16 protein-coding genes are annotated in these 26049 nt (G+C 73.5%); 5 read left to right on the forward strand and 11 right to left on the reverse strand.

Annotated elements, in window-relative coordinates; genetic code table 11:
- Nucleotides 1-35 precede the first annotated feature (35 nt).
- Nucleotides 36-947: a class I SAM-dependent methyltransferase gene (locus E4623_RS09940; RefSeq protein WP_134766328.1), complete on the forward strand. Its 912-nt coding sequence runs from the start codon at nucleotides 36-38 to the stop codon at nucleotides 945-947.
- Here E4623_RS09940 and E4623_RS09945 read toward each other — a convergent pair.
- From E4623_RS09945 to E4623_RS09970, 6 genes are all read right to left on the reverse strand, one after another.
- A complete protein-coding gene (locus tag E4623_RS09945) occupies nucleotides 902-3742 on the reverse strand; it encodes a PQQ-dependent sugar dehydrogenase (protein ID WP_167736553.1) in 2841 nt (946 codons plus the stop codon). The genes E4623_RS09940 and E4623_RS09945 overlap by 46 nt on opposite strands.
- 69 nt (nucleotides 3743-3811) lie before the next feature.
- The gene (locus tag E4623_RS09950) at nucleotides 3812-5950 is read right to left on the reverse strand and encodes a transglutaminase domain-containing protein (RefSeq protein ID WP_134766330.1); all 2139 of its coding nucleotides are present in this window, start codon (nucleotides 5948-5950) and stop codon (nucleotides 3812-3814) included.
- The gene (locus tag E4623_RS09955; protein ID WP_134766331.1) at nucleotides 5947-7164 is read right to left on the reverse strand and encodes a DUF58 domain-containing protein; all 1218 of its coding nucleotides are present in this window, start codon (nucleotides 7162-7164) and stop codon (nucleotides 5947-5949) included. The genes E4623_RS09950 and E4623_RS09955 overlap by 4 nt, the downstream gene beginning before the upstream one ends.
- A complete protein-coding gene (locus E4623_RS09960; protein ID WP_134766332.1) occupies nucleotides 7157-8122 on the reverse strand; it encodes an AAA family ATPase in 966 nt (321 codons plus the stop codon). Before E4623_RS09960 ends, E4623_RS09955 begins: the two co-directional genes overlap by 8 nt.
- Nucleotides 8123-8152: 30 nt before the next feature.
- Nucleotides 8153-9073, reverse strand: a complete 921-nt coding sequence (locus tag E4623_RS09965; RefSeq protein WP_167736554.1) for a DUF3068 domain-containing protein — start codon at nucleotides 9071-9073, stop codon at nucleotides 8153-8155.
- A 110-nt stretch (nucleotides 9074-9183) separates the two neighbouring features.
- Nucleotides 9184-9942: a class I SAM-dependent methyltransferase gene (locus E4623_RS09970; RefSeq protein ID WP_209020590.1), complete on the reverse strand. Its 759-nt coding sequence runs from the start codon at nucleotides 9940-9942 to the stop codon at nucleotides 9184-9186.
- Between the two features lie 35 nt (nucleotides 9943-9977).
- Here E4623_RS09970 and E4623_RS09975 point away from each other — a divergent pair, with 35 nt between their 5' ends.
- The gene (locus E4623_RS09975) at nucleotides 9978-11138 is read left to right on the forward strand and encodes a glycosyltransferase family 4 protein (protein ID WP_134766334.1); all 1161 of its coding nucleotides are present in this window, start codon (nucleotides 9978-9980) and stop codon (nucleotides 11136-11138) included.
- A 71-nt stretch (nucleotides 11139-11209) separates the two neighbouring features.
- Here the strand turns inward: E4623_RS09975 and E4623_RS09980 are convergent, their stop codons facing one another.
- On the reverse strand, nucleotides 11210-13081 hold the full coding sequence (locus E4623_RS09980; protein WP_134766335.1) for a hypothetical protein: 1872 nt from the start codon (nucleotides 13079-13081) through the stop codon (nucleotides 11210-11212).
- A gap of 73 nt (nucleotides 13082-13154) precedes the next feature.
- On the opposite strand from E4623_RS09980, the gene E4623_RS09985 reads away from it, so the two are divergent.
- On the forward strand, nucleotides 13155-14411 hold the full coding sequence (locus E4623_RS09985) for a lipopolysaccharide biosynthesis protein (protein WP_245154991.1): 1257 nt from the start codon (nucleotides 13155-13157) through the stop codon (nucleotides 14409-14411).
- Between the two features lie 68 nt (nucleotides 14412-14479).
- Complete coding sequence (locus E4623_RS09990) at nucleotides 14480-15211, forward strand: class I SAM-dependent methyltransferase (protein ID WP_209020591.1); 732 nt, start codon at nucleotides 14480-14482, stop codon at nucleotides 15209-15211.
- Nucleotides 15212-15242: 31 nt separating this feature from the next.
- Here the strand turns inward: E4623_RS09990 and E4623_RS09995 are convergent, their stop codons facing one another.
- From E4623_RS09995 to E4623_RS10005, 3 genes are all read right to left on the reverse strand, one after another.
- Nucleotides 15243-16313 (reverse strand): hypothetical protein, encoded by a 1071-nt coding sequence (locus E4623_RS09995; protein ID WP_134766336.1) that lies wholly within the window; start codon nucleotides 16311-16313, stop codon nucleotides 15243-15245.
- Between the two features lie 61 nt (nucleotides 16314-16374).
- Nucleotides 16375-18222 carry a hypothetical protein gene (locus tag E4623_RS10000; protein WP_134766337.1) on the reverse strand — a complete coding sequence of 616 codons (1848 nt, stop codon included), beginning with the start codon at nucleotides 18220-18222 and terminating at the stop codon, nucleotides 16375-16377.
- Entirely contained in the window at nucleotides 18206-22318 is a 4113-nt protein-coding gene (locus tag E4623_RS10005; protein ID WP_134766338.1) for an alpha-(1->3)-arabinofuranosyltransferase family protein, read from the reverse strand. Before E4623_RS10005 ends, E4623_RS10000 begins: the two co-directional genes overlap by 17 nt.
- Nucleotides 22319-22362: 44 nt before the next feature.
- On the opposite strand from E4623_RS10005, the gene E4623_RS10010 reads away from it, so the two are divergent.
- A complete protein-coding gene (locus E4623_RS10010) occupies nucleotides 22363-23229 on the forward strand; it encodes a decaprenyl-phosphate phosphoribosyltransferase (protein ID WP_245154992.1) in 867 nt (288 codons plus the stop codon).
- 84 nt (nucleotides 23230-23313) lie between these two features.
- Here the strand turns inward: E4623_RS10010 and polA are convergent, their stop codons facing one another.
- Nucleotides 23314-26004 (reverse strand): DNA polymerase I, encoded by a 2691-nt coding sequence (gene polA / locus E4623_RS10015; RefSeq protein ID WP_134766340.1) that lies wholly within the window; start codon nucleotides 26002-26004, stop codon nucleotides 23314-23316.
- Between the last annotated feature and the right edge of the window lie 45 nt (nucleotides 26005-26049).

Raw genomic sequence — 26049 nt, forward strand, 5'->3', positions numbered from 1 at the left:
GTAGCGAGCCGGGCCACCGTCGCTACCGTTCACCCATGCCCGGCGCCGATCCGTTCGCCCCCGACTCGCGACACCACCCCGACCTGCCCGACTCGGTGCGCTCGGCCCGTCGTCCGGTCACCGAGGAGCAGTCGCGCCGCGCCAACGGCCCCGACTGGGACCGTTACGCCGACGAGTACCAGGCCACCCACGGCGCCTTCCTCGGCGACGTCGGGTTCGTGTGGGGACCCGAGGGCCTCACCGAGGCCGAGGCCGGGATGCTCGGCGACCTGAGCGAGCTGGCCGGTCGCGACGTCCTCGAGGTCGGCTCCGGTGCCGGCCAGTGCTCGCGCTGGGTGCGGGCGCACGGCGGCCGGGCCGTCGGGCTCGACCTGTCCTACCGCCAGCTCCAGCACTCACGGCGCATCGACGACGAGACGGGCGTCCGCGTCCCGTCGGTGCTCGGCACCGCCACCCACCTGCCGTTCGCGGACGCGTCGTTCGACGTCGTCTTCTCCTCCTTCGGCGCCCTGCAGTTCGTGCGAGAGATCGACGCCGCCGTCGCCGAGACCGCCCGGGTGCTCCGGCCCGGCGGCCGGTTCGCCTTCTCCATCACCCACCCCACGCGGTGGATGTTCCCCGACGACCCGTCCGAGGCCGGGCTCGTCGCGAGCCAGTCGTACTGGGACCGCACGCCGTACGTCGAGGTCGACGACGCCACCGGCGAGGTCACCTACGCCGAGCACCACCGCACCCTGGGCGACTGGGTCTCCCTGCTCGCCGGCGCCGGCTTCGCCCTCACCACGCTGCTCGAGCCGGAGTGGCCCGCCGGTCACGACCGGGTCTGGGGCGGCTGGTCCGGTGTCCGCGGGGCGATCACGCCGGGCACCGCCATCCTCGGCGCCGACCTGGTCACGCACCTTCAGGGCAAGCAGGGGCCGACCTCGTTGCCCAGCACACAGACGTAGACCGGTGCGCTGAGGGCGAGGAATCCCGAGGAGTCCGCTGCGCTGGCCACCAGGCGCCACACGATCTCCCCCGGAGCGTGGGCGTCGTCGACAACCACCGACCCCGTGGCTCCCGTCACGGCGCCAGGATGGAGGTGCACGGCGGACTCGCCGTAGTGCATCTCGTAGGCGCGGACCGTGATCGCGGACGCGGGCAACGAGCCGTCCTCCGCGTCGACCGCCGCAGCCGTGAACGGCACCGTCGTGCCGCGCCCGACCACGACACCGTTGGCCGGCACCGTGACCGACACGACGGGCGGTGCCCCGACCGTGGTCGAGGCCAGCACCGCCGTGCCGGCGGCACCCGGCACCAGGTCCAGCACCACCGCGGTCACCTCGGCCTGCACCAGCGTGTGGTCGAGCTCGAGACGCTGCGCGCCCCCGGTCGACCAGCGGTCCACCGTCGAGGCACCGACTCTTAGTCGCGCGGAGCCGGTGACCTGAGCCGTGAACCGGTGGGTCCCGGCCGGCAGCGGCGCCCGCCGGGTCCAGCGGACGGCATAGCCCTCGGGCAGACCGGGCGGGGCCTCGGCACCGACCCCGGCACCGGCTGCCGACACGCACGCCTCCGCGAGCGGAGCGCCCCCCATCGTGGAGTCTGCGTAGTAGTCGACGCTCCAGTCCCTGGTCGAGCAGGTGTCGTAGCCGAGCCTGCGGAGCTCGCCCGCGCCCGGTGCACCCGAGCCGAAGCCGAGCCACCAGATGGCGCCGTCGGGGCCGGTCCGGATCGCGACCGGGCTGTGGGCCGCCTCCTCGGACATCAGGGGCAGGGGCGCGGTGGCCGGGTCGTCGAGGTCGATGGTGCTGAAGAACCGCTGTGCGTAGTCGCCGAAGAAGAACCGGCCGACGTACTCGGCCGGGTAGGAGCTGCCGGTGTAGATCGCTCCGCCGGTGACCGAGCCGCCGCTCCCGTCGTGCGGGTAGGTGTGGACGGGCTCCTCGACGAGGAGCCCACCTGCGTCGTGGGCGGCGTGCATCGCGTCGCACCACGACACGTCGACGCGGATCTTCTGGCGGCCCTCGAAGCACGGCCACCCGTAGTTGCCGCCCGGGACGATGCGATCGACCTCCTCGAAGTCGCTGCCGCCGACGTCGGTGACCACGACGGCGCCACCGGGCTCGATCGTCATGCGGAACGGGTTGCGCAGGCCCGAGGCCACGACCCGCGACCGGTTGGCGGCCGGGTCGCCCTCGTCGAAGTAGGGGTTGGCAGGCACTCCCTCGCCCGTGGTCGGATCGATCCGCAGCACCTTGCCGGCCAGGACGTCGAGGTCCTGCGAGCGCATCGCCTCCTCCCCGACACCCCAGTAGATCGTCCCGTCGCCCAACGAGACCAGGAGGTCGCCGTCGGCCTCGAAGACGAGGTCGTCCACCGAGTGACCTGCACCGACGAGCGGGATGCACCCGTCGACGTCGGCATTGTCGACGAGGGAGCAGTCGACGCCGGCGGGATCACCCAGGATCCGTACCTCCGACTCCGGGTCCGCCACGCCGTCCTCGACGGTGTAGCGACTGATCACCTGGCTCCGGTACGAGGGATAGGCGGGCCTCGAGGTCTCGGGCACGTAGCTGAGGTAGAGCCATCCGTTCGCTGCGAAGTCCGGGTCGATCGCGAGCGCCACCAACCCCAGGTCACCCTCGGTCGCGATGCGTCCGCGCAGGTCCAGGACCGGGGTGGGAGCGACGACGCCGTCGCGCACGAGGCGCACCCGCCCGTCCTTCTCCGAGACCAGCACGTTCGACCGGTCGATCGCCGCGAAGTTGCTGGGGAGGTCGAACCCGGCTGCGACCACGTCGATGCCGAACCCGGCCGGCAGACCCTGGTCCTGGTCGGGGTTGTCGACGGTCACGGCGACTCCGGCACCCAGTCTCCCGTGCGGGCCACCGGTCCTCGCGACGAGGTCGTGCCCGCCGTCGGGGAGCACGGTGGTGTCCCACTCCAACCGGTACCTGCCGCCTCCGTCGTGCTCCGCGACGCCGAGGAGCAGACCGTCCGCGAAGACACGCACGGGGGCTTCGCCCGCCGGGTCGGGCAGGCTGACCACGACCGTGGCGGTGCCGACCAGGACCTCGCCGGCGACCGGCGCGACGACCACCGGTGCGGCCCTGGGCACGACGTCGACCACCGCGGCCGCGCTGGGCGCCGCCGGCGTCCCACGCCACGGCGGGACCACGACGGACAGTGCCGCTCGGCCGACGGCCTGGGGAACGTGGCGGAACGACACCCGGCCGCGCGCGTCGGTCCGGGCGCTCGTACGGGAACCCGGCGTGTCGAGGTGGACGACGCGCCCGGCCCGGGCGGGCGACACCTGCACCGGGAGGTCGAGCGGCTGGCCGACGGCCACCTGGCGCGCGCCACCGACGGTCACCGTCGGCTGCCGCACGCGCACCACGCGGGCCCTCGAGACCTGCGCGGGGTGGCGGTGCCCCTTCGAGGTCCAGGCCGGCGCGAGCACACGGAGACGCGTGGTGGTCGCGGGCCGTTGGAGGAACCGGTATCCGCGGGGTCCCTGCTTCACGGCGGCCACCCGTGCCCAGCGACCCTGGTGGCGTCGCTGCAGGACGACCGGGCGTCGCGTGCGGTCCACCCGGCCGGAGACCGTCACGCGCTCCCGCGGCAACGCGAGCCGCGGAGTCACGGTCGGGGCGGCCGACCTCGCGCGCGCCGACGACCCGGGCGGCGCCTCGATCGCGGCGCCGGAGGGGACCGCCACCCCGGAGAGCACGAGGACGGCGACCGGCACCGCCCTCAGCACGACTGCGATCCTCGTTGCCCTCACCGGGTCATTGTCGCGTCCGGGCGGGGTCCGCGCACCCGAACGACGTCACCGGAGGGTGCGCGGGTCGAGGCGGGCGCGGACCCGGCGCCACCGCGGGACCGCGGCGTCCATCCCCCGCAGCTCGGCCTCGACCAGCTCCCAGAACGCGTCCGCGTCTGCCCCGTCGAGGTCCTCGGCGGAGTAGATGCGCCGGTCGGCCTCGAGCGCGAGCGGCAGCGTCCCGGCCAGGGCCGCGGCCTGCACCGGCCGCGGTGCCGGCTCCGGGACGTCGACGCCGAGGTCGCGGCCGTGGTCGACCAGCTCGTCCCAGGCCCCGGCGTACCGGCTGCTGACCCGTCGCGCCCGACGCCGGCGTCGGCGACGCACCGCCTTGACCGCGGGCACCGTCAGCGCGAGCACCAGGACCAGGGGGACGAGCAGCACCCACCACGACAGGCCGCCGCCGTCGGCGCGGTCGGGCCGTGCGGGGTCGTCTTGCTCGGGCTCGGCGTCCGGGAGGTCCGGCTCGGCGTCGTTCGGTGGCTCGTAGTCCCGGTCGGTCGGGGCACTCGCCCCGAGGCGGTCCGGGGGCTTCCGGCTCATGAAGACGTCGCTCGGGATCGTCCGCCACGTGCCGTCGTCGGCGCGGATCTCGACCCACGCGGAGACGTCCGAGCCGCGGACGACACCGTCCTTCGGGACCACCGCGCCGACGACCACCCGGGCGGGAATGCGCATCCGGTTGGCGAGCAGCGCCATCGCCGCGGCGTACTGCTCCTCGTCACCGACGGTCGGTGACGACAGCAGGAAGTCGTCGGTCAGCCGGCGGAGGTCGTGGCCAGCCGTGATCGAGCCCTCCCAGGGCTCCTGGCCGTGGCTGTAGCGACCGACCTTCCGGATGCCTTCGGCGACCTTGAACAAGGCGTCCATCGGCGTGTAGGCGCCGATGGTCCAGTAGGTGACGACCTGGTCGAGCACCTGGAGACGCTCGTACAGGTCCTCGTCGAGAGCCATCGAGCGCTCGACCCGACGGTCGGCGAGGCGGTCGGTGTCGACCGAGGAGAAGGTGTACCGCACGTCGGGATCGAGCCCGCCCGGCAGCAGGGCGGTCTGGGTCGCGGGGTTGTACAGGACGTCGGACCCGAGGCCGGTGTCCGCGCCCTGGAACGCGATGGACCGCACGGCGCCTGCGGTCGGCACCCACGGCATCCTCCAGTGCTGGGTGGCCTGGACGACGACCTCCTGCTCCGGCCCGGACGCCGGGTTCTCGATGCTCTCCGAGACGTGGAGGAAGCGGTCGTCGTCGCGCTCGGGATCGGAGTCGTTGTCGGCCGTCCACGACTGCCCGTCGTACCGGTCCAGCGCTGCGAACCGGAGCCGGTGCCCTGCGGGCAACCCGTCGACGAGCAGCAGCTTGCGGTCGGAGACGACGAGGTCGCGGAACGCGTCGAGTGGCGTGACGACCCCGGACACCGCCTGCGGGCGCACCTCGTCGCGGAGCAGGTAGCGCCCACCGCTCGCGGGGTCGCCGACGAGCTCGAGCGAGGCCGCCGCGCACGCCGCGACGACGACGGCACCGAGGACGGTGCGCCGCAGGGTCGACGGGTCGCGGCCGGTCTCGTCGGCCTCCAGTCGGAGGGCCCGCACTCGCAGCCAGGTGATCGCGATCGCGGTGCCGCCGACCCCGACCCCGAGCAGGGACGCCGGTTCGTGCTGCCCGACGAGCAGGACCGCGCCCAGCGCCAGCGCCGCCGGCAGGAGCGGAGGCCACAGGCGCCGCGACCCGAGGGCGAGCGACGTCCCGAGGCCGCCGCTCACCAGGCCGGTGACGATGGGGGGCAGCAGCGTGGGTCCGGCAGCGGTCACCGGCGGGTGTGTGGTGAGCAGCCGGTGCCACACGTTCCACGAACCGGTGATGCCGTCGGTCACGGTTCCCCAGCCCTCCACCGCCAGGGTCTCGCGGGCCAGCGGGCCCGCGACCACCAGGTAGCCGACCAACAGCGCCAGGACGACCAGCTCGCCACCGCCGCCGGCGTCGCGAACCACGACCGCCACCATGACGGCGAGGAACGACGCCGACAGGCCCGCGACCCACCAGCCGGTGCCGACGTAGGTCGGCTCCCACGCCAGCATGACGACACCGCTGGCGAGCAGGGCCAGGACCGCGTCCGTGAGGACTCCGTCCCTGCGGGCCGTGGCACTCACCGGCCGCCACCGAGCACGCTGGCCGCCAGGACGCCGGGCAGCTCGGCCATCCGCCGGACCCGGAGCATCCGCACGGCACCCGCACCGACGTCGCGCGGCGGGTCGTCGCGGGCCTCGCCCGGCACCCGTCCGGTGGCCAGCCCGAGGAACCGGACGTCGTCGGCGAACGCCGCGCGGCAGGCCTGCACCCGCTGTGGCGCACCCAGCACCCCGGACACCACGACGAGCTGGCTCGAGCCGGGCGCTGCACGGGACGCCGTCCGGGCGCTCTCCTCGAGGTCGTCCGGACCGAGCGTCGCGCGGCACGAGGCGTCCAGCACGACACCGACCGAGTCGGCGCCGACGTCCGTGCCGCACACGAACGTGAGGGTGTAGCCCTCCTCGGTCAGCCGGACGGCGACGGAGGCCGCGATCGACAGCGCGAGCTCGAAGTCCTGGGCGCGGGGGTAGGACCGCTCGTCCCGGTCGACGACGATCACGACGTGGCTGCGCCGGGTGTCGTGGTACTGCCGCACGTGCAGCACCCCCGCCCGGGCCGAGGAGCGCCAGTGCACGTGCCGCAGGTCGTCTCCGGGCACGTACTCCCGCAGGGCGTGGAAGGCGAGGTCGCTCATCGAGACCTCCTCGCTCGGCGTGCCGTCGTGGTCGGGGACGTAGCCGGGCGCGATCGTCTCGATCACGGTCATCCGGGGGCGCACCGCGAGGTCGGCGACGCCGGTCCAGTCGCGGTCGCGCTGGAAGAGGCCGAGCGGGTCGGTACGTCGGGCGCCGATCGGCCCGACCTGGACGATCCCGCGCTCCATCGCCGGCAGCACGATCTCCTCCTGGTGCTGCACGCCGGGGCGCAGCCGGGGCAGCCGCACGAGGCCCCGCTCGGCGACGACCGCACCGGATCGCACCGGCACCGTGACCACGGGGTGGCGCACCGACCACCGGCCGCGGTTGGTCACGCGGAGCACGGCCCGGCCCGGCGTCCCCGCGATCGTCGAGGCCGGTCGCAGCTCCAGCTTGGCCTCGACCCGCCCCGGCGCGACCCGGAGCAGCGCGGCGCTGACGAGCAGCAGCAGCCCGCACAGGACGGCGACGACCTGGAGCTCGACGTACCCACCGACGCGGCCGGCGACCGCGGTGAGCAGGCCGAGCCCGACCACCGTCCACCCCGCCGGCGAGACCGAGGAGGCCAGCGACCTCAGGAGTCGGAGCGGGTCACGCACGGTCGCGAGGCGGCGGCACGTCGCGCAGGAGCCGGTCGATGACGGCGTCGACGTGGACACCGCCGTACTGGGCGTGCGCGTCGAGCAGCATCCGGTGGCACAGCACCGGGTGGGCCAGGTCGTGGATGTCCTGCGGGACGACCGCCGTCCGGCCGGCCGCGGCCGCCCAGACCTTCGTCACCCGGATGAGGGCCAGGCAGCCGCGCGCGGAGAGCCCGAGCTTGACCTGGTCGGCCTCGCGGGAGGCCTCGGCGAGCTCGCGGACGTAGCGGATCAGCGACCGGTCGACGTGCACATCGGCCGCCGCGGCGGCCAGGTCGGCGACGTCGGCGCGGCTGAGGACCGGCTTCACCAGGGTCGCGCGGTCGCGGACCCCGGCGTCCATGAGCAGCTGCTCGGTCGCCTCGGCCCCGGGGTGCCCGACGGAGGTCTTCATCAGGAAGCGGTCGAGCTGGGCCTCGGGGAGCTGGTAGGTGCCGGCCTGCTCGATCGGGTTCTGGGTCGCGATCACCATGAACGGCCGGGGCACGTCGTGCGTGGTGCCGTCGACGGTCACGTGCCCCTCCTCCATGACCTCGAGCAGTGCCGACTGCGTCTTCGGGGAGGCCCGGTTGATCTCGTCGGCGAGCACGATGTCGTGGAAGATCGGCCCCTCGTGGAAGTCGAAGGTCCCCTTGTGCTGGTCGTAGACCGTGACCCCGGTGACGTCGGTCGGGAGCAGGTCGGGGGTGAACTGGATCCGCGCGTGGCTGCCCTCGACCGAGTTGGCCAGGGCGCGCGCCAGCATCGTCTTCCCGGTGCCCGGGAGGTCCTCCAGGAGCAGGTGTCCCTCGGCCAGGAGGCAGGTCACCGCGAGCCGGACCACCCGGTCCTTGCCGAGCAGCGCCAACCCCATGTTGTCCACGACGTCGGTGAAGACGCGCTGGAAACGGGAGGCCTGGTCAGGGCTGAGGGTCACCGGGGAGGTCCTCCCGAGCAGGGGCGGGGATCAGACGTCCGTGGTCGTCTTGTCGGCGTACACGTCGTCGGCGACGGAGTGCTCCGTGCGGCGTCCCTCGCGCAGGACGAGCAGGACACCTGCGACGAGGGCCAGCAGCCCGCCGACGAGGCCGATGATCGGGATCCACTTGGTGACCAGGGCCAGCGACGTCGCGTTGCTCTTCGCGTCGTCGACGTTGGTCTGCTGCTGGTCCTCGGTGAAGGCGAGCTGCAGCTCGAGGGCCTGGGTGGCGTCCGCACCCGAGCCGATGTAGCGCTCCTGGTCGTCGGTCTGGTGGATGATCGCACCGGTGACCGGGTCGACGAAGACCTCCTTGTCGCTGCTGTAGGTGCCCTCCACGCCCTCGGCGACCTCGATGGGCGCGTCCTCGACGACCACGTGGTAGACGTACGTCTTCAGACCGAGGATGTCCTGCTCACGGTCGTAGGCGGCCGTGACCGCCTGGCCGGCGGTGCCGTCCCAGTACGTGTAGTCCTTCTTCTCGGCGTCGAAGGGCCACTTGTTCTGCAGGCCCTCCGGCTGCTCGCTGCCCTCGGGGAGGTAGGAGCCGTTGTCGACCGACATGGCGGTGTCGCGGTCGGTGGCGAACAGGCTGGTGCTGGCGGACAGGAGGCGCTCGTCGTCACCGTCGAGGCAGTCGGGCACGTCGCCCTCGTCCTTCATCAGGCACGAGGTGCTGACGAAGACGGCGACGTCGTCGTCGGAGGCCTCGGTGTCGACCTTGGTGATGCTCGAGGCGACCACCGGGCCGATCGTGATCTCGCCGGTGGCGGTGTCGACCCTGCCGCCCTCACCGGACAGGTGCGTCACCGAGTCGACGTCGAGCGGGGTCTTCTTCACCACGCCGGGGGCCCAGACGAGGGCCACCAGACCGGCCACCAGCAGAAATCCTCCGAGTGCGATCAGCACTCGACCAAGGATGGTGCGCACCTAATGTCTCCTCACGCGTCACACGAATGTCGCCGAACCGTAACGCATCCCTACCGGCAAGTACATGGAACTCACCACGCCGCGCGGGTCTACCTCTTGCGGAGCACGAGCGCCAGGTTCCAGGTGGCCAGCTCGCGCACGATCGGCACCCGCAGCAGCCACCACGACCAGGCCGGGTTGTAGCGCGGGAGCACCTCGACGACGTCGGCTGAGTCCTGCCTCCGCGACCAGTCCAACGCCTCGGCCACGGTGAGCTTGAACAGCGACTCGCCGTACCTGTTCTTCGGCTCGCGGCCGTGCTTGCGCCGGTAGCGGGCGCGGGCCCGGCGGCCACCGAGGAAGTGCCACGGCGCCGTCTCGTGCCCGCCCCACGGTCCGAACCAGACGGTGTAGCTCAGGAACACCGTGCCGCCCGGCCGGGTCACCCGCAGCATCTCCTCGGCCATCAGCCACGGGTCGCTCACGTGCTCCAGGACGTTGGAGGAGTAGCAGACGTCGAGGCTCCCGTCGCGGAACGGCAGCGCCATCCCGCTGCCGAGCACCGTGCCCGGCGGCATCTCGCCGAGGCCGGAGAGCTCGCCGACGTCGGCGTCGAGGGCGACGTAGCGGGCGCCGGCCGCGGTGAACGCGTCGCGGAAGTAGCCCGGACCACCGCCGACGTCGAGCAGCAGGGCGCCGTCGAGGTCGACGTACCCGCTGAGCTGGTCGACCGAGTCGCGGGCGAGCGCGGTGTAGAACCGCGGTGGATCGGGCTGCTCGTGGCGGAACGCACGCAGCAGCGTCACCGAGCGTCGGAGGGTGGAGCGACGTCTCGTCGTCGAGGCGGCGCGCCCGGGGAAGCAGCTCACGCGGCGAACCCTAGGTGATGCCCTACGGTTCGCGGATGCACCCGCTCGACGACCTCGCCGGCAAGCACGTGGTGTTCCTCAGCTGGCGCGACACCCGCAACCCCGAGGGTGGTGGCGCCGAGCGCTACCTCGAGAAGGTCGCCGGCGGCCTGGCCGCGCTCGGGTGCCGGGTGACCATCCTGTGCGCGGCCCACGCGGCCGCGCCACCCGACGAGGCCGTCGACGGCGTCCACTACGTGCGCCGCGGATCCAAGCTCACCGTCTACCTCCGCGGCATGGCCGCGCTGGCGACGCGCCGCTTCGGACGCGTCGACCTCGTCGTCGACGTCCAGAACGGGCTCCCGTTCTTCTCGCGCCTGGTGACCCGGGCACCGGTGGTGGTGCTCGTGCACCACGTGCACCGCGAGCAGTGGGGCGTGCTGTTCGGCCCCCTGATGGCCAGGATCGGCTGGTGGATCGAGCGGAGCTTCGCCCCCTGGCTCTACCGACGCTGCCAGTACGTCGCGGTCTCGAGGGCCACCCGCGCCGAGCTCGGTGAGCTCGGCGTCGACGTCCACCGGGTCGCGGTCGTGCACAACGGCACCGACCGCGTCGTGCGGGTCGACGAGACGAAGTCGGCGGAGCCGAGGATCGCCGTCGTGGGGCGGCTCGTCCCGCACAAGCAGGTCGAGCACGCCGTCGACGCCGTGATCGCACTGCGCGCGGAGCACCCCGGCCTGCACCTCGAGGTGGTCGGCAGCGGGTGGTGGGAGGCGAACCTGCACGAGTACGTCGCCGCGCACGGCGCGACCGACCTCGTGACGTTCCACGGGCACGTCGACGAGGGCACCAAGCACGAGGTCTACGCCCGGTCGTGGCTGCTGGCGCTGCCCTCGATCAAGGAGGGGTGGGGCCTGGTCATCGGCGAGGCGGCGATGCACGCGACGCCGGCCGTGGCGTACTCCTCGGCCGGTGGCACCCGCGAGTCGGTGCGCACGGGCGTGACCGGGCTCCTCGTCGAGGACCAGGACGGGCTCACCGAGGCGGTCGACCGTCTCCTGCGCGACGCCGCCCTGAGGGAACGACTGGGCACCGCGGCGTTGGCGATGAGCCACTCCTACACGTGGGAGCACGCCCAGGAGTCGTTCGGCGTCGTCGCGCTCGCGGCGATCGAGGGACGGATGATCGACGCCCAGGACCCCGACGAGGGAGCCTGAGCGTCAGTCGGTCGGGTGAGTGCTACTCGCCGTACTCGACGACGGGCTTCTCGACGCTGATCGGCGACTTGTCAGGCGCTGCCGTCTGGCTGCTGACGAGTCCCACGATCCCGGCCGCGCCAACGGCGCCGCCCACGACCATCGTCGCGATCAGAGTCACAATGCTGCTGGTTCCCACGTGAAGCCCTCCTAGTCGGTGGCACACCGTAGCATCGTTCGCGGTCCTGACCGGGATTGGCGCGGGTCCGGCCGCGGCGAGCCGCGACCAGCACCAGACCGGTCGCGAGGCAGCCGACGAAGGCGGCCCAGGCCGCCCCCATCCCGACGTCCCACGTCCTGCGTCGCACCGGCGCAGAGGGGTCGTCGACGGCCACGACCCGCAGGGCACCGTCGAGGAGCACCCGGCCCGCGACCTCCGGGGCCTCGCCGACGGCGGTCGTGTCGGTGACCACCACGCCGATGCCCTCCGCGGCCAGGGCGGCGGCCCGCTCCTCGGGCGTCCCCAGCGCGAGGGCGCGGCGCACGTCGGCGACACGGGGGTCCTCCCCCGGCAGCGTCGTCCCGGCGACCACCAGCTCGTCGCTCGCCACGTAGTTGCGGGGCAGGTAGCGCCACACCGGGTCGAGCACCTTGCGGTCGTCGTTCCAGGACGGCTGGCGGTAGCTCGACAGCGGCAGGCTCACCAGGTCGCCGGCCACGCTTCCCTGCGCCGCCCCCGTGCCGGTCGCCGCGCGGGCCGCCGCGTAGGACCCCGGGAAGTCGACGGCACCGAGCCGGCCCCCGGCGCCCAGCAGCGCGCCCGGCAGCAGGACGACGGGCAGCACCACGAGCACCGGCGCGAACACCGCGCGCGAACCCGCCTCGGGGGCGAGCACCCGGAGCGCGGGCTCGGTGCCGTGCGCGACGAGCACCACCAGGAGCGGCGCACAGAGCACCAGCACCCGCGCGCCGTCGCGGAACAGTCCGGCCCCGGGCACGGTGCTGAACAACCAGCCCGCGGCGTCCGGCGCTGCCCACGTCGACACCGCGAGGACGAAGCCGAGGCCCCACACCGCCACGAGGGCCACGGCGTCGCGGCGCTCGGTGGCCCGCCACCACCGCCGCGCGCCGGCCGCGGCCAGCACCAGCAGGGTCACCGTGGCGACCCAGCCGAGCAGCCCGGCCCGAGCGTCGGGGACGACCTCGGAGTTCCAGATGCCACCCAGGGTGAGCGCGGCCACCGGAGCGGGGATGCTGCCCTCGTCGGCCAGGGCGAAGGCTTCCGCCCCGCTGCCCGTCGTCGTCGCGTTCGCGGCGTGCAGGATCCCCGCGACGAACCAGGGGGCGTTCGCGGCGGCCGCCAGCGCCACCACCCGCACCAGGTGCGCCGGCCGCCGGGTCGCCGCCACCGCCACCAGGACGACGGCCGCCGCGACCCCGGCACTCGCGCTGAGCGAGGCCGCCGGGAGCAGGACGCACAGGGACACGGGAAGTCGCCCCGTGCGGCGCCACGCCCGGGCCGCCACGACGATCCAGGGCAGCGCGGCGTACCCCAGCAGCACCGGCCAGTGCCCGATCAGGAGCCGTTCGACCACCAGCGGGTTCCACTGGTAGACGCTGACGGCCACGAGCCGGCCCGACAGCGGCAGCGTCCCGAGCAGGTGCGCGGCCCCGGTGCCGGCGCCGACCAGGGCCGCGAGCAGCACGAGCTTCTGGAGCAGCTCGCCGGGCACGGCCTCGTCGAGGACCGCGACCACCGCGTCGCTCGGCACGGCGCGCGGCAGCCCGCTCGCCAGTCCGAGGAAGTCGGCGCGCAGCACGAGGTCGGGCACCCACACCATGTCGTAGGTGAGCACGAACCCGCGACCGAGCGCGGGCCCGAGCATGAGGAGGGCCAGCACCACCGACCAGGCGTGGGGCAGGACGCCGCGCACCTGCGCCCCTCGCCGCACGTGTCTGGCCACGAGCGCGATCCAACCACGGCACCGGAGCCGTGGCGCGCGCGTGGCGCGCGGCGCGATGGCCTAAGGTCCACCGGTGCCCAGTCCCGCGACGACCGACGGTGGCACCGGCCTGCGCGGCAGCGCCGGCATCGCCGTGGCGATGCTGGTGATGAACGTGGCGACGTACGGGTTCCAGGTCGTCTCGGCGCGTCTCCTCGGGCCGGCCGAGTACGGCGCGGTGGCCGGCCTGATGGCGTTCCTGCTCGTGCTCTCCGTGCCGCAGCTGGGGCTCCAGGCCACCGCGGCCCGTCGGATCGCCGCCGACGGCGACCACGTCGAGGCCGTCGAGCGCTCCATCCTGCGTCTCTCCTACCGGGTCGCGCTCGGGATCAGCCTGCTCGCGCTGGCCGCCACCCCGTTGGTGGTGCACCTGCTGCGGCTCGACACCGCCTGGCCCGCCGTCCTCGTGGCGCTCGCGGCCGGCCCGCTGACCGTGATGGGCGGCCAGGCCGGCGTGCTCCAGGGTGAACGGCGCTGGCGCTCCCTGGGCTTGCTCTACCTCGCCATGGGGATCCCCCGGCTAGTCCTGGGGTGCCTGTTCGTCGCCGTCAGCCCGACCACGACGGCCGCCATGCTCGCCGTCCTGGTCGGGCTGCTCGCTCCGATCGCCGTCGGCACGATCGCGCTGCGCCGGCCCCGCGCGGGCGCCGAGCCCGATGTCGATGCCGCTCCCGCCCGCCGGGTGCTGGCCGAGATCGCCACCAGCTCGGTCGTGCTGCTCGCGTTCTTCGTGCTGCAGAACGTCGACATCCTCATCGCCCGCCGCACCCTCGACGAGCACACGGCCGGGCTCTACGCCGGCGGGCTCATCGTCACCAAGGCGGTCCTGTTCCTCCCCCAGTTCGTCATCGTCGTGCTCTTCCCCTCCATGTCGGCGCACGCCTCGCGCCGCGCCGCGCTCGTGCGCGGGCTGCTCGTGCTGGCCGTCACCGGCGCCGTCTGCACCCTCGGCGGCTACCTCCTCAGCCCCGTGGCGCTGGTGTTCGTCGGCGGCGCCGAGTACGCCGAGGTCGAGACCCGGCTGTGGCTGTTCGCGCTGCTGGGCATCCTGCTCGCCACCCTGCAGCTGCTCGTCTACTCCGCGCTCGGACGCCAGAGCCACCGCTCGACGCACCTCATCTGGGCCGGCGTCGCCGTCATCGTGGTCGCCGGCATGTTCGCCGGCAGCCTCACCGGTCTGGCCACGGCCGTCGGCGCCGTCGACGCCGTGCTGGTCGTCGTCCTGACGGCGCTGGCGCTGCGCGAGGTCGGCCGCCCCGACCCGGCCGACGAGGCACCGCGGCTCGGCTGAGCCTCGCGCCGGCGGCGACAGGTAGCCTGCCGCCTGTGATGCGCAGCCGTCGTTCTCGTGTGATCCCCGTGACAGCGCCCGACGAGGTGACCACCCCCGACGAGCAGTTCGACCGGGCCTGGGAGGTGGCCGACCGGATCCCCGGCTGGTTGACCCGAGACCAGGCCAGGCTGCTGTACGACGAGGCGCTGGCGCTGCCGCACGGCGCGACCCTGCTGGAGATCGGCAGTCACCAGGGTCGCTCGACCGTCGTCCTCGGGCAGGTCGCCAGCGCCACCGGCGGCACCGTGATCGCGATCGACCCCTTCGTCGAGGGCCGGCTGTTCGGCGGGGCGCCGACGAGGACCAGGTTCCTCGCGCACCTGGAGGAGGCCGGCGTGGCCGGTGTGGTCCGACACGTGGAGGACTACTCGACCCGCGCCCGCCCCGGGTGGAGCGACGGCTTCGACTACCTCTACATCGACGGCAAGCATGACTTCTGGACCTTCAGCGACGACCTGCGCTGGCGCTCCTTCCTCCCTCGCAACGCACCGATCCTGGTGCACGACGCGTACTCCTCGATCGGCGTGACGCTCGGCATCCTGGCGCGCGTGCTGTTCGCCCGCGACCTCACCTACGTGCGGCGCGAGGGTTCGATGGCCCTGTTCCGGACCGCCCGTCCGCGACTCGCGGACCGCCTCCGCGTGGTGCGCGAGGTGCCGTGGTGGCTGCGCAACGTCGGGATCAAGGTCTTGCTGCGCCTGCGCCTGCGTCCCGTCGCGCGGCTGGTCGGTCACGACTCGCCGTACGACCCGTACTGAGCCCTGCGCCGCGCCGGAGCCGGAGCCGGAGTCAGTCGAAGAACCTCTCGGCGATCGCGGCGAGCAGCCGGGCGTGCTCCTGCGCATCGAGGTCGCGGCGACGCGTCCGCAGCGAGACGGTCGTGGTGGTCCCGCTCGAAGCCAGACCGATGGCGACCGCCCGCGGTCCGCTCGTCGCCGGGTACATCGCCAGCGACGAGACGCCGTCCCCCTCGACGAGACCGAGGTTGCTCAGGATCGCCGTCGACCCGAGACGGTTGCGGAGCAGCCGGACGAGGAGGGGGCCGGTTCCCTTGGCGGAGGTCTCGGGGAAGTCGGGCTCCGGGCGCAGGCCCGCGATCGCGGCTCCGACAGCCGTGTGGTCCTGGTCCGGGCCGACGCGGAGCCTGAGGTAGGCGGTCTGCCGGTCCGCCGACGGCAGGTCGGTCGTCCGTCGCGAGGCCCCGATGACGACGACGGACCGTCGCCGGTCGCGCGTCGGTGACTCGTCGTGCGCCGCGAGCACCGCGCGCGCCAGGTCCGCCGTGCCCCGCCCGACCCGCGGCCGGGTGACGGCGGTGAGGTCCTCGCCCGCCGCACCCGGGTCACCGACCCCCGGGAACCGAGACGGTGGGTGCACCAGTGCTTCGCCGACCCGGAGCAGGCTCGAGGTCAGGAACCCGTGCGGGGCGGCACGGTCCCCGATGCCGCGTGCCTTCGTGCGCAGGTCGCGTCCCAGGGCGGTGCCGGCCACGGCGAGCAGGCCGAGTCCGTCGACGGCCCCGTGGTGGGCGCCGACGAGGAGACCGGTGCCGTCCTCGGTCAGGGCCAGTCGCAGCAGCGGCGAGCGCGGTCCGTACGGAGCGGCGGCGACCTCGCCCCGAGCAGTCGCCCACCTCGCGTCGTCCGGGCGGTCGACGACCGGCGGTGTCCCGAGGTGCGGCTCCCGCGCGCAGAGGTCGGCGACCCGGTGGGCGACCAGGTCGGCATCGACGGCCCCGGCCAGCCGGAGCTCGACGCAGATCCCCCACGTCGTGTCGGGATCTCCGTACATCCCGACGACCTCCTGGGCGTCCCGGACGGAGTCCAGGCCGGTTCGCCGGCCGCGCTGGGACGAACGCACCTGCTCGGCTCCTCGAGGCGGTGGGGACAGGACGCGGAACCCTACCGCGCACGCGGCCGGGTCAGGAACCGCCGCGGGCAACCGGGAACCCGACGTCGAGCGCGGTCACGCACACCGTGCCGCCCGGACCGTCCGACCCGTCCGACCCGTCCGACCCGTCCGACGAGGAGAGGTCGTCCTCCAGGCTCAGGGTGAGGGCGTCCACGTCGCCGCGGACGACGGCGTAGAGCACCCCGGCCGAGCGCAGGGGTCCCACCACGCTCGTGTCGCCACCCGTGATCCCGAGTGACCCGCGCACCGAGGTGAAGTAGGAGATCCGGGCGACGAGCGGGTCGCCCGAGACCTCGCCCTCGAGCGGGATCCGCACCGGTCGGTCGGTGACGGCGTAGCCGCACGCGGTGCCGGCGTCCGCGGGCCGCATGGACTCGCCGCCCAGGACCTCGACGGGCTGGAGCCGGCCGCCGGAGTCCGCGATGCGCAGGTCGTGGCTGGGAAGGTCGAAGAGCGGTTGCTCGGGCGCGAGGCCGATCACCGTCGAGACCCGTGCGTCGCTGCCGAACCAGAAGGTCATCACGTCCTCCGGCGGTGCGGAGTCGATGATGATCGCGTCGGGTTGGGCCCGGACCTCGTCGCGGAGGTTCTGGACGTACTCCCGATCGGCGGAGTTGCTGGTGTGCGGAGTGATCAGCTGCATCGTCGTCGCCGACGACACGACGTAGGCCACCGTCACCAGGGCCACGACCACCGTCCGTCGTCGCCCGTCCCCCCGCGGGGCGGCCTGGGGCCGAGGGGCGCGCAGCGCTGCCGCCTCGACCTCGCGGAGCACGAGCCCGAGCGCGACGACGAGGACGGGGACGATGTCGGCCGCGTAGCGCGGGGCCAGCGCCAGGGCGGGACCGAGCGCCGTGCGACCGGCGAACAGCACCGCCACGTCGGCGACCACGTAGGAGGCCAGGAGCAGCCAGCCCCAGGCGACCCGACGTCCTCCGCGCCGCAAGGACCAGACCACCACCGCGAGAAGCAGGATCCACGCCGCGACGACCGCGTACACCTCGGGGAGCAGGAGGACGTCGCTGAGGACGTCCGCCTGCCACGGCCCACCCACGAGGCCGGGGACCGCGGTGCGCACGACGAAGTTCCAGACCAGCTCGGCCGCGCCACCCGAGCCCGCGTCGGCCGTCTCGATCGGCGCCAGCGCCCGGTGCAGCACCAGGTAGACGGCCACGATCACCACGAGCACGGACCACAGCGGACGGCGGGCCAGCCACGCCTCGCGGATCGCGCGAGGTCCCCGCGAGGGTGCGTGCGCCGCTGCGACGAAGCCGAGGACAAGGAGCACGAGCACGGCGCGCTCCTGGAACTGCAGGCCGAGGACGACGATGCCGACCACCGCCGGTGGCGCCCAGCGACGCCCGTCCTGCAGGTGCACCAGGAGCGCCCACGTCGCACCCAGCACCGCGATGCTCGTCGGCAGGAACCCGATCGCAGCGGCCCACCAGGCCGTCGGCCACCACGTGAGGGGGTTGAACAGGGCTACTGCCAGCAGGGGCACCCGGAGCGACGAGTCCGGGAGCAGGCGCGACAGCACGAGCCAGGCGAGCACCGCGGCCACCAGCTGCAGGAGCAGGATCTCGACGGCGTACCCCGCCCAGTCGAGGGGACCGAGCCGCGCGTGGGCCCACGCCAGCATGAAGTTGCCCGGCCAGATGTGGCCGGAGTAGTCCTGGAAGAGCATCTCCGCGGACATCGACTCGCGGCCGATCCGCGTCATCTGGAAGTCGTCCTGGGTCAGGTAGCCCTCGGCCAGCAACGACGCGCGCCACACCAGCTGGACAGCGATCATCAGCAGGGCGATCGCCCCTGCCCGCTTCCGCCACGGGGCGGGCACGCGCTCACGGAGCCACGACACGGTCCACCCCCACGTCCGACGGCGCCGCCTCGGCACGACGATCGACCCCGGTCAGCAACGCGACGCCGAGGCAGCCTACGCCGGTGCCGGCCACCAGGTCGCACAGCAGCGGGGGCAGCCCCGGGGAGGACACCGCCACCACCGCCGCGGCGACGCCGGCGCCGCCGACCAGCAGCGCTCCCACCAGACCGGGGTCGCCCAGGACACGCCGCGCCACGACACCGACCAGCAGGCCGAGGGCGACCGCGGGGCCCCCGAGCAGTGCGAGCGTCGCGACACCGACCACGACCCAGCCGGTGGACGGTCGCCCGACGTCGCCGCCGCAGGTCAGACCCGCGGCCCCGTCGGTCTCCTCGCACGGCACGCGACGACGATCGGAGCGCAGCCCGCGCACCAGCGCCACGGCGAGCGCCAGCGCCCCGAGGAGGCCGGCGAGCAGCGCGACGCGATACGTCGTGCCGGGGGTGAAGGCGATCTCGACGTCGCCCCCCGAACCCGCAGGGACGACGAAGCCCTGCTTCCACCCGTCGACCCGGACCGGCTTCAACGCATCGTCGCCCGACGAGGCCTCCCAGCCGGGGTTGAAGTTCTCGTTGACGACGAGCAGCCGCTCCGGTCCTGGTTCGAGTCGCACCAGGCGGCGGGTGCTCCCCCAGGCCCGCACGACCGGCGAGGTCGACTCCTGCGGCGGGAGCGCGGTGTCGGGCAGGTCGCTCGGCCTCAGCACGACCGAGGTCGGGGCGAACTGAGCCGTCGAGACGACGTCGACCTCGTGCGTGCCGGCAGCGACGGTGACCGGGCCGCCACACGACTCCAGCGTCATCGCGGTCCCGTCCACCACGTCACCGATCACGCCGGCCACGCGGGTCGGGTACACCGCGCCGTCGACGACGATCTCGGGTCCCAGACCGCAGATCGCGCCGGTCGCGCTCTTCCGCGTCAGAGGCTGGACCAGCGACCGCAGCGCAGGAGCGCTGACCTCGGCGACGCCGAGCGGACGATCGGAGCTCGGCTGCGCGTCGAACCGCACCTCCATCGACTCGGCTCGCAGCGGGGCGAAGCTGGCCACCCCGCTCGACAGGTCGATGCGTCGGGTCTCCTCGCCCGCCACGACGACGGCGGTCGTCGGCGGCGCCATGCTGTCGGGTGCGGCCGTCACGCGCAGCTCGTCGATCGTGACGGGGGTGTCCCAGGCCAGCCGGAGCGTGGGCTCCTCGTCGCCCTGGGCCGCGGCCCAGAACGTCTCGGGGTCGGCATCGGTCGCGAGCTGCGCGGCGACCCCGGGCTCACCCAGGTAGACCGACGAGGCCGTCGCCCGGACGCCGCCCAGCGGCGCGAGCAGCCGTTGCGCGCCGTCGGTCGCGCGGGCCACGACGGTCCCCGAGACCTGCCAGGAGGTGGCCTCGTCGACGGTCAGGCGACGGAACAACCCCGCTTCCTCGTCGCTGGTCCGGGCCCCGGTGACCGGCCAGCAGTTGGTCCCCAGGCCCGCGTCGAGGCAGGTGCGTCGGTGCGCCGCGGCGCGCAGCACGAAGGTCGTGCCGGCGTCCGCGCCGTCGGCCGGGATGGCGAGTGATCGTGGGGCGACCAGGTCCGGGAGGGACACCTCGGTGATGGCCACCACGCCACTGCCTGCCGCGCCCGCACCGTCGCGGGTCTCCTCCACGGTCACGCGTACCCGGTCGAAGGTGCCGCGCAGCGCCGCGGTGGCCAGTCCGGTCTCCGGGTCGACCGGGACGGTGACGTCGTTCGTCCCCGCCGTCACCCGCACGCGCAGGAGCTCGGCGCCCCCGGTCTCGAGCGGTCGCGTGCTGACGGTGACGCCCGGGAAGGCCACGTCCTCGCGGAACCGCACCTCGACCCACTGCCCCACGGGATCGAGCAGGGGTGCGGACTGCCAGTAGGTGGAGTCGTCGCCGTCGAAGGCCTGGTGCGGGGCGTTGTCCGGGCGGGACTCGCCGAAGCTGTCGCTGTAGGCCGCCGACGACGACGCCACGATCGTCGACACCGCGTCGCCGTAGTCGGCGTAGAGGGGGGCCGTGGACTCCGGTCCGGCGAAGTCGTAGGCCGCCCGGCGGTAGCGGTGCTCCTCGTCGAGCGCCATGACGGGACCGGTCGCCTCCAGGGCGCCGAACCCGCGCTCGCGCTTGCGCAGCCCGTCGCCGACCAGGTCGGGGACGCCGACCGGCCAGTTCTCCTCGCCCTCGACGACCACCGGGGTGGTCGGGTCGAGGACGCCGGCCTCCATCGCCGTCAGCACGTCCTCGGAGCTGCCGGCCAGGGTCAGCACGTCCGAGGTAGGCACGGCCACGACGCGCTGGGCCGCCGGCTCCACCTCGAGGACGTCGATCAGCGCCTGGTCACCCAGCCCGGTGCTCCCGAATCCGGCAACCTTGCGCAACCCCGGGGACCGGGTCAGCGCGAGATCGACCCGTCCCAGGTCTGCGGCGCCGCTGGTCAGCTCGAGATCACGGCGGACGACGACGTACTCGATGCCCGAGCGAGCGAGCAGGTCGGCCAGCACCGGCGATCCGCGGCCGTCCGCGACACGCTCCTGCACCGCGTCGAGCAGGCGGATCGTCGGGCCCGGGGTCAGCGGGACCTGGCTGCGCGTCACCCACGGTGTCTCGGCCAGGCCCTGCATCGGCTCGTCGATGGTCGCGCCCCACGTCTGGAGCCCGAAGCTCGCGCCGGGCAGGATCAGCGCGGAGCCAGTCCCGTCGACGCCGTCGAGGAACGCCGCGGCCTCCTCCCACGGCTCCGGGACCGTCTCCCACCCCTCCTTCCGCATCTGTCCCGTCCAGAGGGGCTGGGCGGACAGCAGGACCAGCACCAGCACCACGGCGTTGACGAGCGGCGCGGCCGTGACCAGGCGCGGCATCCGGACGTCGCTCCAGCGCGTCGCGAGGTGGGCCAGGCCCAGGGCCAGCGGCAGTCGGAGGAGCGGATCGACCTTGTGGACGTTGCGGAGCATCGCCAGGGCGCCGTCGAGCAGCCCCTGCACGGGCCCCTGCAACGGCGACGCGAGCGACCCGTCCCGCGGCAGGGTCAGGCACAGCGCCCCGAGGAGGAGGCTGGCGAGCAGGGCGCGGCGCAGGGGCATCGTCGACCGGGTCAGGCCCCACAGGCCGAGCCCGGCGACCAGGGCGGTGACGGCGATGAGCAGGGGTGAGGTGGCAAGGAGGTAGGACCCCGGCCACCACGGCTCGCCCCCGACCTCGAAGTAGCCGACCCAGTGGTCGGCCCCCCGCGTGACGTTGGTCCAGCCCAGCGGGCGCTCGACTGCGCTCGAGGTCTCGATGTAGTCGAGGAAGGGCGGGCTGAAACGTCCCAGGACGAGCAACGGCAGTGCCCACCAGGCGCTCGCCAGGACGACCGCCCCCAGCCACCAACGCACGAGGTCGCCACCGCCGGGCCGGCGCCGGCCGGCCAGCACCACCAGGAGGACCACGGGGAGGGTCGCGAGGTTTCCCACCGCGTTGACGCCGCCGAGGAACAGCATCGCGACGCCGGAGGCGGCGGCCGCCGTCCTCGGCGTCAGGCGACCTCGGTGCGCCAGCACGATCGGCAGGACCACCCACGGCAGGACCGCGGTCGGGAGCACCTCCCCGCTCAGGACGCCGGACAGGCCCAGGAGCCGCGGTGCAGCCGCGTAGGAGGCTGCGCCGAGCCAGGCCGCCCAGGCCGAGCACCCTGGCATCAGCGCCAGGACCAGCCGCCGACACCCCTCGAACGCGACGATCAGGACGAGGCCGCTCCACAGTCGCTGCGTCACCCAGTCGGGGAGACCCGCGACGTCGCCGAGGAGGAAGAAGGTCCCCTGCGGGAAGAGGTAGCCGTACGCCTGGTTCTGGAGCTCCCCGAACGACGCGCCGGGGTTCCAGAGCGTGAGGCTCCGGGCCAGGAACGGCCCGGGATTCGCGGTGAGGTCGAACTTGGTGTCGAACGTGGTGCGTCCCGGCTGCTGCAGGAACGACATCGCCATCAACCAGGCGTAGGTGAGCACCAGCGGCCATGCATCGATCAGGCGTCTACCGACCTCGCGCGTCTCTGCTCGGCCTTCGATGTCGCCCTCCTCGGTGTCGATGCCGGGCACACGGTACCCGGTAAGGTGCGCGCGTGATCCTAGGGTGCGAGCGCGTGCGCGCGGTCGCCGATGGCGCACGACCGCGGCAGTGGAGCAAGAACCTGTTGGTGCTCGGCGCGCCCCTCATGGCCGGGCGGCTCGACGAGCGGGCCGTCCTGGTGGACTCGCTGATCGCGCTGGTGGCGTACTGCCTGGCGGCCTCGGGCGTGTACCTGGTCAACGACGCCCTCGACGTCGAGTCCGACCGACGGCACCCGGTCAAGTGCCTGCGCCCGGTGGCCTCGGGCGCCCTGCCGATCCGGGCCGCCTTCGGCGCGGGCGCGGTCCTCCAGACCCTTGCCGTGGGAGTCAGCCTCCTGTCGGGCCTCCCGCTGGCGGCGGTCATCGCCGGCTACCTCGCCATGAGCCTGGCCTACTCACTGTTCCTCAAGCACGAGCCCGTGCTCGACATCGCCGTCGTCGCCAGCGGGTTCGTGCTGCGCGCCGTCGCCGGCGGCGTCGCGTCGGGGATCCCGCTCTCGCAGTGGTTCCTGCTGTCCGCGACGTTCGGCTCTCTCTTCATGGCGGCCGGCAAGCGCTACGCCGAGGCGCACCTCGACCTCGCCGGCGAAGGACCGACCCGCAAGTCGCTGGAGAGGTACACCACGTCGTACCTGCGGTTCGTGTGGACGATGTCGGCGGGCCTGCTCATCATCGTCTACAGCCTGTGGGCCTTCGAGATCAACGACGTGTCCGGCGGGTCCACGCTGACCGTCATCTCGATCGCGCCGTTCGTCCTCGCGGTGCTGCGCTACGCCTTGGCGATCGACGCGCGCACGGCCGGCGAGCCCGAGGACATCGCTCTGACCGACCGCGTGCTGCAGGCGCTGGCCGTCGTCTGGTTGGTCACGGCGGCAGGCGCCGTCTACTGGAGCCGGTAGGCCGTCGACGCCACGGCACCCGGGATCGGCTCGGGGGTCTCGACGCGTCGGTCCACGCGCTTCGCAGGCTCGCCGGACCCTCGCTCAGTGCGCCGCGTCGTGCCAGGAGCGGCCGGTGCCGACGGAGACGTCGAGCGGCACGGTGAGCTCGGCGGCGCCGGCCATCTGCTCGCGCACCAGCGCCTCGAGCGCCTCGGTCTCGCCGGGCGCGACCTCGAAGACGAGCTCGTCGTGGACCTGGAGCAGCATCCGCGAGCGCAGGTCGCTGGCGTCGATCGCGGCCTGGGTGCGCAGCATCGCGACCTTGATGAGGTCGGCGGCCGAGCCCTGGATCGGGGCGTTGAGCGCCATCCTCTCGGCCATCTCGCGGCGCTGCCGGTTGTCGCTGTTGAGGTCGGGCAGGTAGCGCCGGCGCCCCATGATGGTCTCGGTGTAGTCGTCCTTGCGGGCCTGGCCCACGACGCCCTGGAGGTAGTCGCGGATGCCGCCGAAGGTCTCGAAGTACTCGTCCATCAGGCCGCGGGCCTCCCCCGGCTCGATGCCGAGCTGCTGACCCAGCCCGAACGCCGACAGCCCGTAGGCCAGGCCGTAGTTCATCGCCTTGATCTTCGCGCGCTGCTCGACGGTGACCTCGTCGGCCGGGACGTCGAAGACGCGGGCCGCGGTGATCGAGTGGAAGTCGCGGCCCGAGCGGAACGCCTCGATGAGCAGCTGGTCCTCGGACAGGTGCGCCATGATCCGCATCTCGATCTGGCTGTAGTCGGCCGTCATCAGGCACTCCTGGCCCTCGGCGACCACGAACCCCTCCCGGATGCGGCGCCCCTCCTCGGTGCGGATCGGGATGTTCTGCAGGTTGGGGTCGGTGCTGGAGAGCCGGCCGGTGGCCGCGATCGTCTGGTTGAACGTCGTGTGGATGCGGCCGTCGGGCTGGACGGTCTTGAGCAGGCCCTCGATGGTCTGGCGCAGCCGGATCACGTCGCGGTGGCGCAGCAGGTGGGCCAGGAACGGGTGCTCGGTCTTGACGTAGAGCTGCTGCAGCGCGTCCGCGTCGGTCGTGTAGCCGGTCTTGGTGCGCTTGGTCTTCGGCATCTCGAGCTCGTCGAAGAGCAGCACCTGGAGCTGCTTGGGCGAGCCGAGGTTGATCTCGCGGCCGATCACGTCGTAGGCGGCCTGCGCGGCGGCACGCACCTCGGTGTCGAACTCGCCCTGCAGCGTCTCGAGGTGGTCGCCGTCGACGGCGATCCCGGTCTGCTCCATGTGGGCCAGCAGGTGCACCAGCGGCAGCTCGACCTCGGCGAGCAGCCGGGTGCCGCCGCGCTCCTCGAGCTCGACGTCGAGCGCCTCGGCCAGGTCGAGGACGGCGCGGGCGTGCAGCATCGCCGGGCCCGCCACGTCGGTGCCCGCGTCGAACAGCAGGCCCTGGTCGCTCTCGTCGAGCTCCTGCTTGAGCTCGCGCTTGAGGTAGCGCACGGTGAGGTCGGCCAGGTCGTAGGAGCGCTGGTCGGGGCGCGCGAGGTAGGCCGCGAGCGCGGTGTCGCTGACGACCCCGCGCAGCGCCCAGCCGTGCGCCGCGAGGGCGAGCTCGGGCCCCTTGGCGTCGTGCAGCACCTTCGGCCGGTCGACGTCGGTGAGCCAGTCGGCGAGTGCGGCGTCGTCGTCGGGCGTCAGGCCGGTCGTGTCGACGTACGCCGTGCGGCCGGTCGCGGTGGCGAACCCGATCCCGTCGACCCGGCCGGTGCCGGCGCCCCACGCCCCGCGCACGTGCAGCCCGGTGCGCTCGCCCCCGAGCTCGGCCAGCCACGCGGCGACGGCGCCGGGCTCGAGCGCCTGCCCCTCGAGCTCGAAGCCGCCCTCCTCGAGCACCTCGGTCGACTCGATCTCCTCGAAGAGCCGGTTGCGCAGCACCCGGAACTCGAGGCCGTCGAAGAGGGTGTGGACCTCCTGGCGGTCCCACGCCTGGCGGGCCATCTGCGAGGGCAGCAGGTCGAGCTCGAGGTCGCGCACGAGCGCGTTGAGCCGCCGGTTGCGCATCACGTCGGCGAGGTGGGCGCGCAGGTTCTCGCCGGCCTTCCCCTTGACCTCGTCGGCGCGGGTGATCACGTTGTCGAGGCCGTCGTAGAGGGCCAGCCACTTGGCGGCGGTCTTCGGCCCGACGCCCGGGATGCCGGGCAGGTTGTCGGAGTCCTCCCCGACCAGGGCGGCGAGCTCGGGGTAGCGGTCGGGCGTCACGCCGTACTTGGTCTCGACGGCCTCGGGCGTCATCCGGGCCAGCTCGGAGACCCCGCGGGTCGGGTAGAGGACGGTGGAGTGCTCGGTGACCAGCTGCAGGGCGTCGCGGTCGCCGGTGAGGACCAGCACGTCCATGTCGTCGGCGAGGGCCTGGGTGACGAGGGTGGCGATGATGTCGTCGGCCTCGAAGCCCGGCTTCTTCAGGAACGGGATCCGCAGCGCGTCGAGCACCTCCTCGATCAGCGGCAGCTGGCTGCTGAACTCGGTGGGCGACTTCTGCCGCTTCGCCTTGTACTCGGCGTACTCCTCCATCCGGAAGGTCTGCCGCGACACGTCGAAGGCGACCGCCAGGTGGGTGGGCCGCTCGTCGCGCAGCACGTTGATGAGCATCGAGGTGAACCCGAAGACCGCGTTGGTGAACTGCCCGGTCTTGGTCGAGAAGTTCTCGACCGGCAGCGCGAAGAACGCGCGGTAGGCCAGGGAGTGTCCGTCGAGCAGCAGCAGTCGCGGACGGTCGCCGGTGGGTGCGGTGGGTGCCTCGGTCACGCGCCCGACCCTAGCCCTCGCCACCGACACCGCGGCACGCGGCGG

The organism is Nocardioides sp. 1609, assembly GCF_004522105.1.
Lineage (GTDB): Bacteria > Actinomycetota > Actinomycetes > Propionibacteriales > Nocardioidaceae > Nocardioides.

Coding starts and splice junctions, on each gene's coding strand:
- E4623_RS09940 (WP_134766328.1), top strand. CDS start 36: ATGCCCGGCGCCGATCCGTTCGCCCCCGACTCGCGACACCACCCCGAC.
- E4623_RS09975 (WP_134766334.1), top strand. CDS start 9,978: ATGCACCCGCTCGACGACCTCGCCGGCAAGCACGTGGTGTTCCTCAGC.